14 protein-coding genes are annotated in these 18,093 nt (G+C 68.4%); 5 read left to right on the forward strand and 9 right to left on the reverse strand.

What is annotated here, in order from left to right; all coding sequences use genetic code 11:
* Position 1: 1 nt before the first annotated feature.
* Positions 2-712, forward strand: coding sequence for a DNA alkylation repair protein (locus GUI43_RS00110; protein WP_112697311.1), 711 nt, complete (start codon positions 2-4; stop codon positions 710-712).
* On the opposite strand, the gene GUI43_RS00115 is transcribed toward GUI43_RS00110, so the two are convergent.
* The gene (locus tag GUI43_RS00115) at positions 709-2,988 is read right to left on the reverse strand and encodes an LLM class flavin-dependent oxidoreductase (RefSeq protein ID WP_112697313.1); all 2,280 of its coding nucleotides are present in this window, start codon (positions 2,986-2,988) and stop codon (positions 709-711) included. The two genes, GUI43_RS00110 and GUI43_RS00115, sit on opposite strands and share 4 nt — an antisense overlap.
* A 144-nt stretch (positions 2,989-3,132) precedes the next feature.
* Here GUI43_RS00115 and GUI43_RS00120 point away from each other — a divergent pair, with 144 nt between their 5' ends.
* A complete protein-coding gene (locus GUI43_RS00120; RefSeq protein ID WP_112588738.1) occupies positions 3,133-3,657 on the forward strand; it encodes a MarR family winged helix-turn-helix transcriptional regulator in 525 nt (174 codons plus the stop codon).
* A gap of 73 nt (positions 3,658-3,730) precedes the next feature.
* Here GUI43_RS00120 and GUI43_RS00125 read toward each other — a convergent pair whose 3' ends face one another.
* A complete protein-coding gene (locus tag GUI43_RS00125; RefSeq protein WP_112589089.1) occupies positions 3,731-4,558 on the reverse strand; it encodes an SAM-dependent methyltransferase in 828 nt (275 codons plus the stop codon).
* A gap of 210 nt (positions 4,559-4,768) precedes the next feature.
* Here GUI43_RS00125 and GUI43_RS35055 point away from each other — a divergent pair, with 210 nt between their 5' ends.
* From GUI43_RS35055 to GUI43_RS00140, 3 genes are all read left to right on the forward strand, one after another.
* Entirely contained in the window at positions 4,769-5,212 is a 444-nt protein-coding gene (locus GUI43_RS35055; protein ID WP_112603079.1) for a V-type ATP synthase subunit E family protein, read from the forward strand.
* A 116-nt stretch (positions 5,213-5,328) separates the two neighbouring features.
* The gene (locus tag GUI43_RS00135) at positions 5,329-6,264 is read left to right on the forward strand and encodes a hypothetical protein (protein ID WP_146765833.1); all 936 of its coding nucleotides are present in this window, start codon (positions 5,329-5,331) and stop codon (positions 6,262-6,264) included.
* A gap of 176 nt (positions 6,265-6,440) precedes the next feature.
* Positions 6,441-8,141, forward strand: a complete 1,701-nt coding sequence (locus GUI43_RS00140) for a cellulose binding domain-containing protein (protein WP_112697317.1) — start codon at positions 6,441-6,443, stop codon at positions 8,139-8,141.
* Between the two features lie 99 nt (positions 8,142-8,240).
* Here GUI43_RS00140 and GUI43_RS00145 read toward each other — a convergent pair whose 3' ends face one another.
* The 7 genes from GUI43_RS00145 to GUI43_RS00175 all read right to left on the reverse strand — a co-directional run bounded on the left by GUI43_RS00145 (position 8,241) and on the right by GUI43_RS00175 (position 17,879).
* A complete protein-coding gene (locus GUI43_RS00145; protein ID WP_112589087.1) occupies positions 8,241-9,227 on the reverse strand; it encodes a LacI family DNA-binding transcriptional regulator in 987 nt (328 codons plus the stop codon).
* A gap of 112 nt (positions 9,228-9,339) precedes the next feature.
* Positions 9,340-11,067 carry an IlvD/Edd family dehydratase gene (locus GUI43_RS00150; RefSeq protein ID WP_112603168.1) on the reverse strand — a complete coding sequence of 576 codons (1,728 nt, stop codon included), beginning with the start codon at positions 11,065-11,067 and terminating at the stop codon, positions 9,340-9,342.
* 87 nt (positions 11,068-11,154) lie between these two features.
* On the reverse strand, positions 11,155-12,039 hold the full coding sequence (locus tag GUI43_RS00155) for a carbohydrate ABC transporter permease (RefSeq protein ID WP_112697319.1): 885 nt from the start codon (positions 12,037-12,039) through the stop codon (positions 11,155-11,157).
* Positions 12,039-12,980 (reverse strand): carbohydrate ABC transporter permease, encoded by a 942-nt coding sequence (locus GUI43_RS00160; protein ID WP_112589083.1) that lies wholly within the window; start codon positions 12,978-12,980, stop codon positions 12,039-12,041. Before GUI43_RS00160 ends, GUI43_RS00155 begins: the two co-directional genes overlap by 1 nt.
* A gap of 76 nt (positions 12,981-13,056) precedes the next feature.
* Positions 13,057-14,397, reverse strand: coding sequence for an ABC transporter substrate-binding protein (locus tag GUI43_RS00165; RefSeq protein WP_112588730.1), 1,341 nt, complete (start codon positions 14,395-14,397; stop codon positions 13,057-13,059).
* A 104-nt stretch (positions 14,398-14,501) separates the two neighbouring features.
* Positions 14,502-16,685: an alpha/beta hydrolase-fold protein gene (locus GUI43_RS00170; protein WP_112697321.1), complete on the reverse strand. Its 2,184-nt coding sequence runs from the start codon at positions 16,683-16,685 to the stop codon at positions 14,502-14,504.
* 171 nt (positions 16,686-16,856) lie between these two features.
* On the reverse strand, positions 16,857-17,879 hold the full coding sequence (locus tag GUI43_RS00175) for a LacI family DNA-binding transcriptional regulator (protein WP_112697323.1): 1,023 nt from the start codon (positions 17,877-17,879) through the stop codon (positions 16,857-16,859).
* Between the last annotated feature and the right edge of the window lie 214 nt (positions 17,880-18,093).

Here is an 18,093-nt window from a genome sequence, read left to right on the forward strand (position 1 = left end):
CATGGCCACCAGCGTCGACGTGCGTCGGGCACTCGCCAGCCTCGCCGATCCACGTCGAGCCGAGGCGTCGAGCCGGTTCCTCCAGATGGTCCCCGGTGGGTACGGCGAGGGCGACAGGGCCCTCGGTGTCTCCGTGCCCGACCAGCGCACGGTGGCCGCCCGGTTCTGGCGCGACCTCTCGCTGGCCGAGACGACGAAGCTGCTCATCGAAGGCGCGCACGAGGAGCGGTTGACCGCGCTGTTCATCCTGGTGCGGAAGTTCGCCAGGGGCGACGAGCAGGAGCGGGATCTTGTCTTCGACACCATCCTGGCCAACACCGACAGCATCAACAACTGGGACCTGGTGGATTCGTCCGCGCCGTACATCGTCGGCCCCTGGCTGCTCGACCGGGACCGGAGCGTCCTGGATCGGTTGGCCGAGTCGAGCCTCGTGTGGGAGCGGCGCATTGCCATCATGGCGACCTTCGCCTTCATCAGGGCCGGTGACTTCGAGTGGACCTTCCGACTCGGCGACCGGCTCCTGCGCGACCCGCACGACCTCGTCCGTAAGGCGGTGGGCTGGATGCTGCGCGAGGTGGGCAACCGGGACAGAGCGGCGGAGGAGGAGTTCCTCGTCCGCCGCTACCGGGTCATGCCACGGGTCATGCTGCGGTACGCGATCGAGAAGTTCGAACCGCAGCGTCGCCGCGACTACCTGTCCGGCGCCCTCTAGCCGAGGGGCTCAGCCGGTGGGATGGGGAAGTTCCGGTTGAAGACGTTGTCCGGGTCGTAGCTGGCCTTGATGGCGCGCAGCCGGCCGAGAGTGGGCTCGGGCCAGGCATCCAGCAGTCGAGCCGGATTGGTGTCGCTCTCGAAGCTGAGATACAGGCCGTCGAGGTACGGGTACAGCTCGGCCCACAGTTTGTCGAGTTGGGGCCGGCGGTCCGGGACCGTGGCGGCGAGTACCGAGAAGTTCTGCTCCCGGTGCGGGTAGGCGGTCGCGTCGCGGGCGACGTCGTTGACCGCCCCACCGACGGATCGCAACTGCATGATCATCACATCGCCGGATTGGATCATGTTTTCCATCAGGTCGGCCGCCTGCGGTGTGACGTGGTGCAACAGACCGCTGCGGGTGTCCCTCAGCCCCTGCCCCCGATGCTGGTTGCCCGGCGGCGCGACGATCGCCGGGTACGGCACGAGCTGCGCCTGCTGGTCGAGGATCGGCCCGATCTCCATGAACGGGCTCAGGGCGGACTGCGCCGCCTCGACATCGTCACCGGCGTAGACGAGGGTGACCTGGGCAGCCGGGGGGTTGCCACGGCGGCCGGGAAAGAGGGAGAGGAAGCTCGTCAGCTCCCGTGGCGCGTCCTCGACCAGTTGGCCCCACCGCCGCAGCAGTCCGGCGGTGTCGGTCGCGTCCGCGACGAGTTGGGCGTAGACGACCTTGTCGACCTCGTACGCCTCCAGCTCCAGCGCGGTGATCACACCGAAGTTTCCACCGGCGCCGCGGACGGCCCAGAACAGTTCGGGGTGATGCTCGTCGTCGACGCGGAGCAGACGGCCATCCGCGGTGACGATCTCGGCGGCGACGACGTGGTCGATGGTCAGGCCGTGCCTGCGCGCCAGGTATCCGACGCCGGCGGTGGTGGCGAGACCACCGACGCCCACGTCTCCGTAGTCGCCCGAACTCATGGCCAGGCCGTACGGGGCGAGCGTCTGGGCCACGTCGCCCCACCGGGCACCCGGTTCCAGCCGCACCCGACGGGTCGCCCGGTCGAGCACCTCGACCTTGTTCATCCTCGACATGTCGATGACGACTCCCCCGTCGTTCGTCGACCGGCCGCTGATGCCGTGCCCGCCGCTGCGCACCGACAGCGGGACATCCTGCGTCCGGGCGTACGACACGGCGTCGACCACCTCGGCGGCGTTCTGCGGACGGATCACCAGGGCCGGCGAGCCGTGCCAGCTGTAGGTGTGGCGTACCCGCTCGTACTCCTGGTCACCGGGCTCGACGGACCTGGCGGCCAGCGACGGCGGCAGCGCTTCGTAGTCGAGGCCGGGGTGCCGCTCGGCCAGCGCGACGGTCGTGCGGACCGGCCCGGTGCCGACCTCGCCCCCGTTGCGCTCCTTGGCGACCGCCTCCCGCAGCGCGGGGGCGATCTCCTGTCCGAGGGTCTGAATGAGGCGTGGGTCGTCGCGCCCGATCAGGAAGGTGCTGAACCCCTCCTCGAGGACCAGCGGAAGGAGTTGGTCGACCCACTGCTCGACAGGCCCCTGGAGGAAGCCGCGGCTGCGCGACGAGACGTCGACAGTGAACAGGTTGAGCAGCCGTCGGATCTCCCGGGGCTCGCGTCCAGCGGCGACGGCCGCCTCGTCGATGAGCCGGTTGGCTGTCACCCGGTCGGGAGATCGCAGGTATTCCAGCGTCGGCAGCCAGCCGTTGGCCTTCTGGCCGGTCAGGGCCAGCATCTTCGGCTGGTACGCGCCGAGCCAGATGTCGATGTCGTGTGCCGGCTTCGGGCCGCGCTGCATGCCGGGTACGGGGTAGTACTCCCCGTCCAGCCGTAGCGGTCCGGTGGCGGTGTCGTCCCAGACGCCGCGCAGGACGTCGATCGCCTCCCGCAGGGCCGCGACTCCCTGCCCCGCGGTCAGCCGACGTGCCCCCATGCCCTCGATTCCGTCCCAGAACGCGCCGGCGCCGAGGCCCAGTTCGAAACGGCCGTGCGACAACCGGTCCAGGCTCGCCGCGGCCCGGGCCAGCACGGCCGGCGGGCGCAGCGGCAGGCTGAGGACGTTCCCGGAGATCCGGAGCCGCTCCGTGCGGGCGGCGACCCAACTCAGCAGGGTCCAGGTGTCGAGGAACTCCGCGTTGTACGGGTGGTCCTGGAAGGTGACCAGGTCCAGCCCCGCCGCCTCGGTCAGCTCGGCCAGCGCCACCACCTGATCCGGGTCGTGCACGCTGGGTGTCAGGAATGACCCAAACCGGAGTTCGTGCCCGTAGTCCGACATTGCTTCACCATCCACGCGATCGTTTGATCAACCCATCATGTTCTGCACCTATCGTTTGTCAGACAACCTATCTTCGTTGCCAATCATTCCTGGGCTGCCGCGATGTCGGATCATGATCAACGCACCGGCCACTAGCATCGGGACATGTCCGTGACCGATCCGTGCGAGCTGCCGGCCGACCGCAAGCGCGGCTCGAACTTCGGTTGGTCGCTGGGCATGGTGCTGCGCCGCTGGCACGAGCGCGTCGAGGAGCTGCTGAAGGACCTGCCGCACGGCAGTCGGGGCTACCACATCCTGGCCGTCGTCGTGCACGAGGAGGTGCCCACGCAGGGTGCCCTGGCCGCTCGCCTGGCCATCGACCGCAGCGTGCTGACCTACGTCATCGACGACCTGGCGAACGCCGGTCTCATCGAGCGCAGGCCTGACCCCCAGGACCGGCGGGCCCGACGGGTCGTGGCCACCGAACGCGGACGTCAGACGCTCGCCGAGGCCGAGCGGCGGGTCGCCCACGCCGAGGACCACGTGCTGGGTGGGTTACCCGAGGAGCAGCGCGAGGTCTTTCGCGACCTCGCCGCCCGGGCCGCCGAAGCGATCCACGCCGCCGCACCCGCCACAGACCCGTGCGTGGCGGTGCAGAGCGTCCTTCCGCCAGCCGACCAATCCGGCTGACCGCCCGTACCGCGCGGCGGCGTAGTCACCAGGAACGACCCACCCTGGTGGCTACCGCCGCCGCAGGACAGCGTCAGCGCTTGCGGCCCACCCCGCCGAAGGCGTCGATGTCGGCCGGTGTGTCGACCGCGTCATCCGGCCGCCACTGCGGGCACGGCACGACGCCGGGCTCGACCAGCTCCAGGCCGTCGAAGAAGCCGACGATCTCGTCGGGAGAGCGCAGGGTGTACGGAGTCGCGCCGCTGTCGTTGTAGTCGTCCTGCGCCTGCTGCATCTCGGCACTGATCAGGCTCGTGCCGTCGTTCAGCGAGAGGTAACTACCGCTCGGCAGTGCCGCCACCAGCTGCCGGGTGATCGAACGGGCCGCCTCGTAGTCGGGCACGTGACCCATGACGCCGCTGAGGATGAGACCGATCGGCTGCGCGAAGTCCAGCGTCTTGCCGGCCTCGGCGATGACCGCGGCCGGGTCGTGCAGGTCGCCGTCGATGTAGGCCGTCCTGCCCTCGGCCGTGCCAACCAGCAACGCGCGGGCGTGCACCAGCACCAGTGGGTCGCTGTCGACGTAGACGATCCGCGCGTCCGGAGCGATCCGTTGGGCCACCTCGTGCGTGTTGTTGGCGGTCGGCAGCCCGGTGCCGACGTCGAGGAACTGGCGGATGCCCGCGTCGGCAGCGAGGAACATGATCGAGCGAACCAGGAACTGCCGGGAAGCCCGGGCCACATCGACGACGCCCGGGAAGACCTGGCGATACTGGTCCCCGGCCTCGCGGTCGACAGCGAAGTTGTCCTTGCCACCGAGCCAGTAGTTCCAGATCCGCGCCGAATGCGGCACCGACGTGTCGATCTTCTGCTGCACGTCGGCCTCACCAGCCTCGGGCCGGCCGGTCGTCGGCGATTCCATGGTCACGACGAAACCCCCCATGTCGAACGCGTAAGCGACGTCGTCACGGGACGGCCCGGTCGAGGAAGTGGCCACCCGTGACCGTGCCACGGTATAGAAGGCCGAGGATTCACACCACACCCGGTCACTCCACACAAGACCCGGGCTGCTTGACTCGCTCGCCATGCTGGAACCGCGAGCCCTTGTCCCGTACCACGCGAGGAGGACCCCATGGCCAAGCCGGTCAAGACCGCGGCAGTCCTCTTCGGGCTGGGCGTCGGCGTCGCGGTCGGTCCAGCCCTCGGACCGGTTGCGGTCTGGCTCGGTGTCGCGGTCGCCGCGCTTGGCATTGGGCTCTCCCTGATCGGTACGGCGGAGTCCGATCTGGTGGGGGACGGCCTGTTCGACCGCGACGAGCCGGCCGACGTGGCCGGCGACGTAACGGCGACGGGCACGGCGGGCGTCGCGAAACGGCAGCGGTCGAGCCCGGAAAGGCCGACACTCAGCGGCCTGGGCACCCGGGTGGAGCAGATCCTCCAACTCGCCGAGAAGCAGGCCGACGACCACCTCAACGCCGCGAAGCTCGACGCCGAGAAGACGGTGAGCGCCGCCCGCCGGGAGGCGGAGGCGATCGTGAACCGGGCGCACGAACAGGCAGCGGGGAACGCCGGATAGCAGGCGGTCCCCCGGCCTGTTCGGCGCCCGCACGGTCCGGCCGATCCCTCCCGCGAGGGAGCGCCTTCCCCTGTCAGCGGGGTCCGTCCACTGCGGGACGCCGGCAGGATCGGTGCATGACGACATCGACACAGATCGTCGGGCGGAGCCTCCATGGCCTGACGTACGCAGTGCTCGGCTGGGCCGTGGCATACGGGGGCGTGCGTCTGGCCTGGACGGTCGGTGAGGCTCCGGAGTTCGGGCGGCTCGGGCTGGACCTGCTCGGCTTCACCGGCTGGTGGTCGGTGGCGTTGTGCGCGGCCGCCGGCGGGCTGGCGGTTGCCCTGGACCGGGTGGCGACCTGGCGGCCGGCGCTCGCGGGGCTCGCCTGGACGGTCGCCGGAGCACTGGTCGCGGCAGCCGCGATCCTGCTGCCGGAGCTGGTGGGCTTCCTGCTGTTCACCGTCGGCCCGTTCTTCGACCCGCTGGCGTTCGTCAGCCGGCTCGGGTGTGTCACCGGAGCGGTACTGCTCAGCCTGGCCACCGCGCGCTACCAGCGGCGCACCAGGGGCGACTGCGAAGCCTGCTGCCGGACGATCCGACCGGGCACGCGGCGCTCGGCACCCGCGCGGTGGGCGCGCTGGGCCGCGTGGGCGGCTGTGGGCGGTCTCGTGACCCGCTTCGCGGCCCAGTTCGCGGTGGGGTTCGACCGCGTCGACCAGAGCGCGTCCCTGCTCGGGTTGGAGATCGGCCTGGTGCTGGCCGGAGTGCTGTTGCCGCTGGCGCTTGTGTACCACTGGGGTGAGGTCTGGCCGGGGTGGGTGCCGCTGCTCGCCGGGCGCACCATTCCTCGTCCGCTGCTGCTGGTGCCCGGCTTCGGGCTCGGCGCGGGCATCGTTGCCTACTTCGGCATGGGGATGGTGCAGGTGACGTCGGGCTCGCACAGCGAGTTCTCGGACGCGTTCCTGTGGGTGGCGATGTCGGCGTACCTCGTCATGGGGATGGGCCTGGTGATCGGGTCCACCGACTACCACCTGCGCACTCGCGGGCAGTGCGGCGCCTGCGGCCGGTGAACGGCACCACTGGGCCGAGGCCGATTGCATTGACAGGATTCGTTATACGAATTAGCTTTCTGGAACCACCACCTGGGAGCGCTCCCAATCTTTCCGCCGCCCACACCATCGCCGAATCTCGCCGCAGACGAGCCCTCCCGAGGCGTGGAAGCCACCACCACTCCAGGAGGAGTTTCATGAGAAGAAGCAGAGTGACGAACGCCGCCCTGGTCTCGGCCGGTGCCGTCCTGCTCGCGTCCGCAGCGGTCGCCGTGGCGATGCCAGCGGGGGCCGCAGCCGCCGGCTGTTCAGTGAAGTACAGCGTGTCGTCGCAGTGGCAGGGCGGCTTCGGCGCCAACGTCGCCATCACCAACCTCGGTGACGCGGTGACGAGTTGGACGCTGACCTGGAACTACAACGCCGGACAGACCGTCACGCAGGCCTGGAACACGACGCTGGCGCAGAGCGGCACCACAGTCACCGCCAGGAACGTCAGCTACAACGGGGCCATCGCGACCAACGGGACCGTCTCCTTCGGTTTCAACGGCTCGTGGACCGGCAGCAACCCCGATCCGACGATCTTCGCGTTGAACGGGGTGGGCTGCACCGGTGGCACCGAGCCAACCCCACCGCCGACGGACCCGCCGCCCACCACCCCGCCGCCGAACGGGCCGGCGGACATCACGGTGAACAGCGCGACCAGGTACCAGACGGTCGACGGCTTCGGGGCCGCGCAGTCGATCTGGGGTAGCGCCTGGTCGACGGCGGACACCCAGACGCTGGTCGGGATGGGTGCCAACCAGTTGGGGCTCTCAATCGTGCGGACCGGCCTGTCGCCGGAATCCAGCGAGTGGGCGACGCACGTGAACTCGTTGAAGACGGCGAAGTCGTACGGGTCCAACGTGAAGATCCTCGCCTCGCCCTGGACCGCGCCAGCAGCGTGGAAGACCAACAACAGCCGGGTCAACGGCGGCAAGCTGAGGACCGACTACTACGACGACTACGCCAACCATCTGAACAGCTACGTGCAGTACATGCGCGGCCAGGGCGTACCCATCGATGTCACGTCGGTGCAGAACGAGCCGGACTGGCACCCGGACTACGACTCGATGGACTGGAGCGGCACCGAGTTGCGCACCTTCGTCCGCGACCAGGGCACCAAGGTGCAGAACACCAAGCTGATGGTGGCCGAGGCGGTGAACCTCAACTACAACTTCACCGATCCGACCCTCAACGACTCGACCGCCCGCAACAACATCGGCTACGTCGGCGGTCACCTGTACGGCACCGAGGAGTCGGGCCGGCTGCGGCCGTACTCGCTGGCGGAGCAGCACAACAAGCCGGTGTGGATGACCGAGTGGAACCTGCACGCCGCCGACGGTGGCGGCTCCAACATCTGGGGCAACCCCGCCAACGCGGCGGTCTGGAACGAGACCCTCGACGACATCATGCGCACCGTGCACAAGTCGATGGAGGCCAACTGGAACGCCTACATCTGGTGGTACGGCAAGCGCTACTACTCCTTCATCGGTGACGGCGAGTCGGCGTTCGGCACCGTCGCGGGCGCTCCGCTCAAGCGCGGGTACGCCTTCTCGCAGTACGCGAAGTACGTCCGCCCCGGCTACCAGCGGGTCGCCCTGACGAAGAGCTCGAAGGCGTCACCGCTGGAGGTGACGGCCTACCAGGGGGACGGGAAGGTCACCCTGGTGATCCTCAACCGCTCGAACAGCGCGGTCAACAACGCCGTGATCCAGGCCCCGCAGAACGTCAGCCGGGCCGAGCACTACCTCACCTCGCAGAACGCCAACGCGGCCAGCCAGCCGACCAGCGTGAACGGCGGCCAGGCCACCATCAACGTCGGCGCCCGCAGCATCTCCACGCTCGTCTTCACCCTCTGAACACCTCGTTCGCCACGAACACCGTCGACGTCGCGGGAGCCCCGGCCACACGCTGGGGCTCCCGCCCGTCAGCGGGCAGCCGGTCCAGATCGTCGCTGTTCAGGTAGTGGTCGGCGGCGCCGTACTCTGCCGCACCACGAGCTTGGGGACGACCAGCGGCAGACGCTGCGGCACCGTGTCGTCGATGGCCTGGGTGACGGCGGTGATGGCCCGCCGGCCGACCGCGTCGAAATCCTGCTGGATCGTCGTCAACGGCGGGATGAGGAAGGGCGCCTCGGGCACGTCGTCGAATCCGACGACGGAGACGTCGTGTGGCACCCGCCGCCCACGCTCGTGCAACGCGCGCAGTACACCGATGGCCATCTGGTCGTTGGCGGCGAACACCGCAGTGGTTGCGCGCATCGCACCAATCCGCAGGCCGGCGGCGTAGCCGCTGTGCGCTCGCCAGTCCCCCTCGACCGGCTCCGGCGGGCGTAGGCCCGCGGAACTCATCGCCTGACGCCAACCTTCGAGGCGAGCGCGGGCCTCCGCCCAGTTGAGCGGACCGCTCACATGCACGATCTCCCGATGCCCGAGGTCGAGGAGGTGCTCGGTGGCCATCCGGGCGCCGAGCACCTGGTCGACGCCGACGGTCACGCTGGCCCTGGACAGATCGCCCTCCACGACGACGAAGGGGACACCCGAGCGCGTCATCCGCACCACCTCGAGAGCCTCGTCGTTGCCGGCGATCATCACGACGCCCTCCACGCCGACGCGCATGAGGTGTTCGGTGGCGTCGCTGAGCGCCCGTACCGTCACCTCGGAGAGGCTCACCGAGGTGGCGAAGTAGCCGGCCGCGCGGGCGGCGTCCTCGACGCTGCGATGGATGCTCGTCGGACCGAACAGCGTCCTGGCCGTGCCGATGATGCCGATCATCCCGGACCGTCCGCGCACCAGCGCGCGGGCGGCCGTGTTGGGGCGGTAGTCGAGTCGTCGGATCGCCTCAAGGACCCGCTCCCGCGTCTCGCGCCTGATGCTGGGTGCCCCGTTGATGACCCGGGACACCGTCTGGTGTGACACGCCCGCCAGGCGAGCGACGTCGGCCATGACCGGGGGCCGGTCGGCCGCTGTCACAGCGGCCTTTGCGTGAACTCGCACTGGCGGGCCGTCCGTTCTTCCATGGAATCAGTTCCTCGTGGGCCTCGTCCGATCGTGGCCGTCAGTGTGAGTGACGGGGCACCGCGCTGCCGCTGCCACCGACGAGAAAGTCGAGGTCCGCGCCGCTGTCCGCCTGCAGGACGTGCTCGCTGTAGAGCCGTACCCAACCACGGTCGGCCACCGGCTGCGGAGGCTGCCAGGCGGTGCGGCGTTGGGCCAGTTCGGCGTCGTCGACCAGGAGGTCCAGGCGGCGCGTCGACACGTCGACGGAGACCAGGTCGCCGGTGCGTACCAGCGCGAGCGGGCCACCCACTGACGCTTCCGGCGCCACGTGCAGGATGCAGGTGCCGTAGCCGGTGCCGCTCATCCGAGCGTCGGAGATCCGCACCATGTCCGTGATGCCGTCGGCGAGCAACCGTCGTGGCATGGGCACGTTGCCCACCTCCGGGAAGCCGGGGTAACCCCGTGGTCCGGCGTTGCGGACGACGATCACCGTGTCGGGGGTGACGTCGAGGTCCGGGTCGTCGGCGGCGACGACGTACTCCTCGATCCGGTCGAAGACGAGCGCCGGACCGGTGTGCGTGAGGAGGTGGGCGGAGGCGGCGGAGACCTTCAACACCGCCCCGGACGGCGCGAGCGACCCGCGCAGCACCACGGTGCCCGAGCCGGCGGGCTGGAACGGCTCCTCCAGGGTGCCGATGACGTCCCGGTTCCAGCACTGGGCGCCGTCGACGTTCTCCGCCACGCTCCTGCCGCTGACGGTGATGTGGTCCATGTGCAGCAGCGGGGCGAGTTCCTTCATCACCACCGGAAGGCCGCCCGCGTAGGCGAAGTCCTCCATCAGGTACTTCCCCGACGGCATGAGGTTGACGAGCATGGGCACGTCGGCGGTGAGGGTGTCGAAGTCCTCCAGCGAGAGGGGGACGCCGAGGCGTCCGGCGATCGCGAGCAGGTGTACGACCGCATTGGTGGAGCCGCCGATGGCGGCGTTGACCCGGACGGCGTTCTCGAACGCCTGCCTGGTGAGCACCGAGGACAACAGTTGGTCCTGTTCGACCATGGCGACGATCCGGCGCCCGGCGGCGTGCGCGAGCGCGTACCGCCGGGAGTCGACCGCCGGCACGGCGGCCGCCCCCGGCAGCTGCACGCCCAGCGCCTCGGTCACACAGGCCATCGTGGAGGCCGTACCCATGGTCATGCAGTGGCCTCGGCTGCGGGACATGCCGACCTCCGCCTCGGAGCAGTCGGCCGCGGTCATCCGACCGGCCCGCATCTCCTCGGTGAAGCGCCAGACGACGGTGCCCGAGCCGATGTCCTGGCCGCGGAACTTGCCGTTGAGCATCGGGCCGCCGGTCAGCATCACTGTCGGCAGGTCGACGCTCGCCGCTCCCATCAGCAGGCCGGGGGTGGTCTTGTCACAGCCGGAGAGCAGGACCACCCCGTCGAGCGGGTTCGCCCGGACCGACTCCTCCAGCTCCATCGCCAGCAGGTTGCGGTAGAGCATTGTCGTGGGTCGCATCAGCGGCTCGCCCAGGCTCATCGCCGGGAACTCCAGCGGCAGGCCCCCGCTCTCCCACACGCCCCGCTTCACCGACTCGGCGAGGTCGCGCAGGTGGGCGTTGCAGGGTGTCAGCTCCGACCAGGTGGTGGCGATGCCGATCACCGGGCGCCCGTCAAAGACGTCGTCGGCGAACCCCTGGTTGCGCATCCAGGACCGATGGATGAACCCGTTGCGGCCTTCCGCACCGAACCACTCCCCGCTGCGCAGCGGTCGATTCGTCGTCGACATCAGCACACCTCTCTGTCATCCGTCCGGCCGCGTCCTGTGCGGCGATCAATGCGCGTCTGGTGGATTGGCTGGCGGCGTTGGCGCGTCCTATCGCAGACCTCCGACGGACAGGCCACCGCGCCAGTGTCGTTGCAGGCTGAAGAACGCGATGATCAGCGGGATCACGGACACCAGGGAGCCCAGGATGATGAGGCTCCACAGCGAGGTGGTTCCCGCGTTGTTCGCGGACGCGATTCCCTGCCAGAGGCCAAGACCGACGGTGACCGGGAAGAGCCGGTTGTCGGAGAGCATGGCCAGCGGCAGGAAGTAGTTGTTCCAGGACGCCACGGCCGACAGGAGCAGCACGGTGACCACCGCGGGACGCATCAGCGGGAGGGCGATCTGAAGGAACGTCCGTACCTCTCCCGCGCCGTCGACCCGCGCCGCGTCAAGGAGTTCGTCGGGCACCGCGTCACGCGCGTACACGTGCATCAGGTAGACGCCGAACGGGTTGAGCAGCGACGGGAGGATCACCGCCCAGACCGTGTTCGTCAGGCCGAGCCGGGAGAACATGATGAAGGTCGGGATGACCAGAGCGGTGGCGGGCACCATCAGCGCGCCGAGCACGACGGCGAAACTGAAGCGTCGGGCGGCGAACCGGTACTTGGCGAAACCGTACCCGGCCATGACCGCCAGGACGGTGGCGCCGACGCCGCCGGCGATGGCGTAGAGCGTGGAGTTGAGCATCCACCGCAGGTAGATGCCACCGTCGTAGGTGAAGAGCTGCCGCAGGTTCCCGAGGTAGTCGATCTGGTCGGTGAACCAGAGGGTGTTGCCACCGCCGAACAGACCCGGTGCGTCCTTGGAGCTGTTGACGATGACCCACCAGAACGGTACGAGGAAGTAGATCACCAGGAAGCCGAGGAGGATCTGAAGGGGAAGATAGCGCTGCGGTCGGCGGGCGCCGGCGCGGACGCTGGTGTGGTCGGTCATCAGAGGAAACTCCTCCGCTTGCGGGTGAAGAACAGGAAGGCGTACACGCAGATGAACACGAGCCCGCCGAGGGCGAAGGAGATCGCCGACCCGTAGTTGAAGTTGGCGAGCGAGAACGCCTGTTGGTACGCGTACATGTTCGGGGTGAAGTCCGAGCCGATCGTGCCCGCGGCGAGGTATCGCAGGATCTGCGGTTCGTTGAAGAACTGCAGGGTGCCGATGAGCGAGAAGACCAGGATGAGGATCAGGGCGGGGGCGATCAGCGGGATCTTGATGCGCGTCGCGATCTGCCACCGCCCGGCGCCGTCCATCCGGGCCGCTTCGTAGAGCGTCGGGTCGACGCCCTGCAACGCCGCGTACAAGATGATCATGTAGTAGCCGGCCCACTGCCAGGTGACGACGTTGAGCAGCCCGTAGAAGATCAGGTCGCTGCTCAGGAAGTCGGGCGCGGTGGCGCCGAACAGCCCGAAGATGTCGGTCAGCGGGCCGAAGCCCCGGCTGTAGAGGAAGCCCCACATCACGGCCCCGATGACCGTGGGGATCGCGTACGGAAGAAAGATCATGAGGCGGGAGAAGCGAGCGAACAGGGTGGTCACCGAGTCCAGGATGAGGGCCAGCGCGAGCGCGATGACGATCTGCAGCGGGATCGAGACCAGTGAGAAGCGGATGACGAACCACGCCCCGGACAGGAAGCTCGGGTCGGTGAACGCCTTCACGTAGTTGTCGAAGAGAACGAAGCTGGTGCCGCCGATCAGCTTCTTCTGGAAGAGACTGAGGTACAGCGCGTACCCCAGCGGTGCGATGAGGAACGCCAGGAACACGATCCCGAACGGCCCGACGAAGAGCCACCCCATCAGGTGTTCGCGGAGGTGCACCTTGCCACGGATCTTGCGCGTCTCAGGCTGAGTACGCGGTGCGCGCTTCTCGGTCAGGGATGTCATCTTGGTCTCCGGGACGTGGACGCTGAGGGGGGCGGGTGGGCCGGCCGGCCAGTGTCGGCGCGGCCCACCCATCCGGTCACTGAACGGTGAAGCCTTGTTCCTTGGCGTACTTCGCCACGTCCTCCTGGAGCCGGTCGGCAGCCTGCGAACCGGTGACGGAGCCCTTGATGATCTCGCTGACCTGTTTGGTCATGGCGTCGAGGTAGTACTGACCGAAGGGGGCGTACGCGACGCCCTTGTATGCCTCGGCCGCGGGAAGGTAGACCTCCTTGTTCGCCTGCTGGCCGTTGAAGAACGCCACCTTCAGGTCGACGAACGCGGGGTCCTTGAGCGCCGTGAGGTTCAGCGGGAAGATGATCTGGTTGGTCCAGCCGTCGGTGAGCGACTCCTTGTCGGCGTAGAGCCCGTAGGCGACCTTCGCGGCCAGCTCCGGCTTCTTCGCCTGCTTGGTCACCGAGAAGGCCGACCCACCCCAGTTGACCTGCACCGGGTTGGCCGGATCCCACTGCGGCAGCGGCGCCACCGCGAACTTGCCGGTGTCCTGCCCCTTACCGACGCCGGCGCCGGTGAGGTAGCCGGGCGCCCAGGCCGCCGAGATGTACGTCGCGTAGTTGCCGTTGATGACGCCGGAGATGTACTCCGGGGTGAACTGGTCCTGCGTACCGACCAGGCCCTTCTTGGCGAGGCCGCCCCAGTAGTCCAGCACGTCCTTGGACGCCTGGTCGTTGAGCTTCACCCCGATCGCCTTCGGCTGCGCCGGGTCGTAGGTGAAGGGCGAGGCGCCCTTCTGGATCTGCAGCGCCATGGTGAGCGCCGAGACGTTCGCGCCGAGGTCACCGAAGAGCGGGCCCCCGGCGTCCTTGACCTTCTGGGCGGCCTGCTCGTACTCGGCCCAGGTCTTCGGCGGCGTGATCTTGTACTTGTCGAAGATGTCCTTCCGGTAGATCATCGCCACCGGACCGCCGTCGACCGGGACGCCGTAGACCTTGTCGCCGACCGACACGTCCTTCCAGGCGCCCTCGCCGTAGTTGGCCTTGACCGCGTCGAAGCCGTACTGCTTGATGTCGACGAGCGCGCCCTGGATCTGGAAGGTCGGGATCCGGTCCGCCTCGACCATGATCACGTCGGGCGCGCCGGTGCCCGCCGAGATGGCGGTCTGGAACTTGTCGTACTCGTCGCTGCCCTGGCCGACGTTGGTCCAGCAGACCTGCACATCGTCGTGCTGCTTGTTGAAGTTGTCGACGACGAGCTGGGTGTTGGGGTACCAGCCCCACATCGTCACGACCGGCACGTTCTGCTTGGTGATGGTGTTCGTGCAATTGCTCGCGTCGCTGCCGCCCTCGTCGGAGGAGCAGGCGACGAGGCCGGTCCCCGCCGCGAGCATGGCTACCGTGGCGAGTATTCGTCTTCTCTTCATTGAGATGGTTCCCTTCGGCGATGGCGGTGCACTGCATCCATGCGCTGGCGGGCGCCACCGGGGGCAGGAAGCCCTGCTCCCGGTGGCGTCGCCGGCGAAGGCTCCTAGCGCTTGAACAGACGGGGCGCCAGGTCGATGAGGTTCTTCTGCCACACGTCCCAGCCGTGCGGCCCGGGGGTGACCCCGTCGAACTCGTAGCGGATACCGAGGTTGTCCAACGTGGTCAGCGATGCCATGAAGCTCGGGTACACGAAGTCGGTCTGGTCACCGACGTAGAGGCGCAGCATCTTGGTGCCGTTGTTGATCGCCGCCACGTCGACACCGGTGCCGCTGCCGAAACCGGCCGAGAACGCGGCGACGTAGGCGAACTCGCCCGGATAGGCCCGCAGCACCCCGAACGCCTGTCCGCCGCCCATCGACAGGCCGGCGAGGGCCTGCTGCGACGGATCGCTGGAGATGTTGTAGCGGGCACGGGCCGTCGGAACGATGTTCTCCCGCAACTCGCTGTTGAAGTTCGACGAGTTGCCGTTGCCCATCACGACGACCATCGGCGTGAGGTCGCCGTCGAGGAACTGATGGTCGAGGATCTGCTTGGCGCGGCCCATCTCGACCCAGTCCGTGTAGTTCTGGCCGCCGCCGTGCTGGAGGTAGAGGACGGGGTACGGCTGTGCGCGGCCGGGGTCGTACCCCGGCGGGGTCCAGACCAGGGCGGTCCGGTCCTGGCCGGCCACCGTGCTGGTGTAGGTCATGCTCTCGACCTTCCCGCCACGACCGGCGGGTACGTCCGACAGCAGTCGAGCACCCGGCCCCGGGATGAAGAAGGTGCTCCACATCGGTTCGGTGGTGACAGTCGTCGGGTTGGAGGTGTCCTTGACCGCGACCCGGTCCACGATCAGCCGGTAGTAGTAGAACCAGGGCTTCAGCGGGCCCACGGTCGCCCGCCACCGGTCGCCGTCGCGGGCCAGCGGCAGTCGCAACCAACTGCCGCCCGGCGCAACGTTCGCCCAGACCGTGACGTGCTGAGCGTCAGTGAAGTCCGTGGTGGTCTCGAAGGTGACGAACCCGTCCTCGCTGACGAAGGGCGTCGGGGTGGTGCCGGCCGGCGGCGGGGTGAACTCCCGCTTGAGCGGCTGGTGACCGGGGCTCGGCCCGTGGTCGGCCACGTGCCGGAACAACCGCGGCACGAAGTCGACGAGGTTCTCCTGCCAGGTGGTCCAGGTCGCGCCACCGTCGGGGTTGACTCCGTCGAACTCGAACCGGACGTCGGCCCGACCCAACGCCTTCGTCAGCCGGTAGGTGGTGTTGTATGCGGGATCGGTGACGTTACCGGTGTACAGGCGCAGCAGCTTGACGCTGTGGTTGATCGATTTAGCGTCCTTGCGGTCGATCTCCGGAGCCGAGGTGCCCGAGAACGAACCGACGTGACCGAACTGACCCGGCTTGGTGAGCGTGGCCCGTAGCGCCTGCGTGCCGCCGTCGGACACACCCGCGATCGCCTGGTGCGCCGGATCGCGAAGGACCCGGTAGTTGTCGGTGACCGCCTTCCGGAGGTCCTTCAACTCCCTGTCGTCCGAGGCATCGGCGTTGTTGATCACCACCACCATCGGGCTCATGGCGCCAGCGGCGGAGAGGTTGTCGAGGATCTGCTTGGATCGGCCGAGGTCGAGCCAGTCGGTGGCGGCCACAGCGTCGCCCGACTGCAGGAAGAGCGCCGGGTATCCCTTCGGGCCCTTGGCCGCGTAACCCGGTGGCGTCCAGACCAGGGCGGAGCGCTGCGCGTTCCTGGTCCGATAGCTCAGCGTCTCGATCTTTCCGCCGGTGCCGGCTGGCGCGTCGAGCAGCCACCGCGCCGAGTCCCCCGCGACGAGGAAGGTGCTCAGGAGCGGGTTGGACGCGACACTGGTGCTGTTCGTCGGGTCCTTGATGGTTTTGGTGTCGTCGGCAGTGAGCTGGTAGTTGTACAGCCCGGGCTCCAACGCGCCGAGAACACCCGACCACACGTCACCCCGACGGGTCAGACCGAACTCCGCCCAGCTGGCCGACGGACCGAAGTTTCCCTCGACGACGACCTGCGAGACGGTGCCCAGGTTCTCCTGGACGTACGCCGCCGGGACGGCGAACGTGGCGTAGCGGTCCGCGGAGACGTTCAGCCACGGCGTGTCCGCCGCGGCTGGTTGCGGCGCGATGAGCACCGCCGCGGTGGCGATGACCCCGGCGGTGAACGCCGCCGAGAGCCGCCGGCGTACGCCCAGACGGCGTAAGCGCCCGTGATACTGTTCGGTAGTCACACTCCACTCCTTTCATGTGCCGGCAGCGGACGCGACCCGACTGACCGGCGCAAATCAACTGTGGATCTGGCCGTTTGTGCTGTGTGCACCTCCTTCAGGCTGCTGCCACGGGCACATCTGACCTGATCGCTTCGTCGGGAGCGATCAGGCCTGCGCGCCCATGGGCTGATGTCATGGTCGTGCCGCGCTCTTCGGTGGTGCGGTCGAGTCGCGCACGACGAGGCTGGTCGGAAGCACGATCTGGCTCGGCTCGTCCCACTCGCCGGTCACCAGTGACTTCAGCATCCGCGCGGCTTCGTACCCGAGCTGGTACATCGACTGGTCCACAGTGGTCAGACCCGGCTGGGTCAGCGCCGACTCGGGGATGTTGTCAAACCCCACGACGGACAGGTCCCCCGGCACCGAGAACCCCAACTCCCTGGCGACCTCCAGAACCTTGAGGGCCATCCCGTCGCTCGCCGCGAAGATCGCCGACGGCGGGTCCGGTCGTTGCAGCAGGACGCGCGCCAGCGGAGTTGCCGACTCGGGGTTGAAATCTCCCCGGCCGATCAGCGTCGGGTCGACCGGAACCCCGGCGGCGGTCAGCGCGGCCCGGTAGCCCTCCTCCCGCGACCAGGCCGAGGCCAGGCTGTCGCGGCCGGCGATGAACCCGATGCGCCGATGACCCAGGCCGAGCAGGTGCTCGACAGCGGTGGTGGCGCCCGTGAGGTTGTCGGAAATCACCGAGGGCCCCGTCGAGCCCCGCACCGGGTCGATGGCCACGACCGGCGTCCGGCTCCGGACCTCGCCCCAGGGCGTGACGACGATGCACCCGTCGGTGAGAGTGCCCGACAGGCGGGTCAGGTGCCGCTGCTCCCAACCCTCCGAATACGACCCGTAGAGGTCGCTGTTGGCGTAGATGATCAGATCGAAGCCCGAGCGGCTCAGCGCTTTCATCACGCCCTTGAGCACTTCCGCCGTGTACGACTGGAAGCTGTGCGCCACGAGGCCCAGAACGTTGGTGCGGCTGCGCCGAAGGCTGGTGGCCACCAGGCTCGACTCGTAGCCGAGATGCTCGATGGCGGAGCGCACCTGAGCGACTGTGCGAGCGCTGACGCCGTAATGCCCGTTGACGACGCGCGAGACGGTGGCTGTGGAAACGCCAGCAGCCCGGGCGACATCACTCATTGTTACCGGCGCATTGACTTCAATCATGCCGCTCTCTCTGGACTGCAATCGTTATCGGTTACGTTTCCAGGATGTTGCCAACGTAACTGAGAACGATTACGAACACAAGACCTCTTGGTCCTTACGCGACTGCCCGACAGGACGTCCTATCTGGACGATCACAAGAGTGCGATTGACCCTCGGACGCCGTTGCGAATAACGCAATCGCATCCTCCGCCGAGGGTCGAAGTGGGGCCCGTTT

Source organism: Micromonospora noduli, from assembly GCF_003264365.1.
GTDB classification, from domain to species: domain Bacteria; phylum Actinomycetota; class Actinomycetes; order Mycobacteriales; family Micromonosporaceae; genus Micromonospora; species Micromonospora noduli.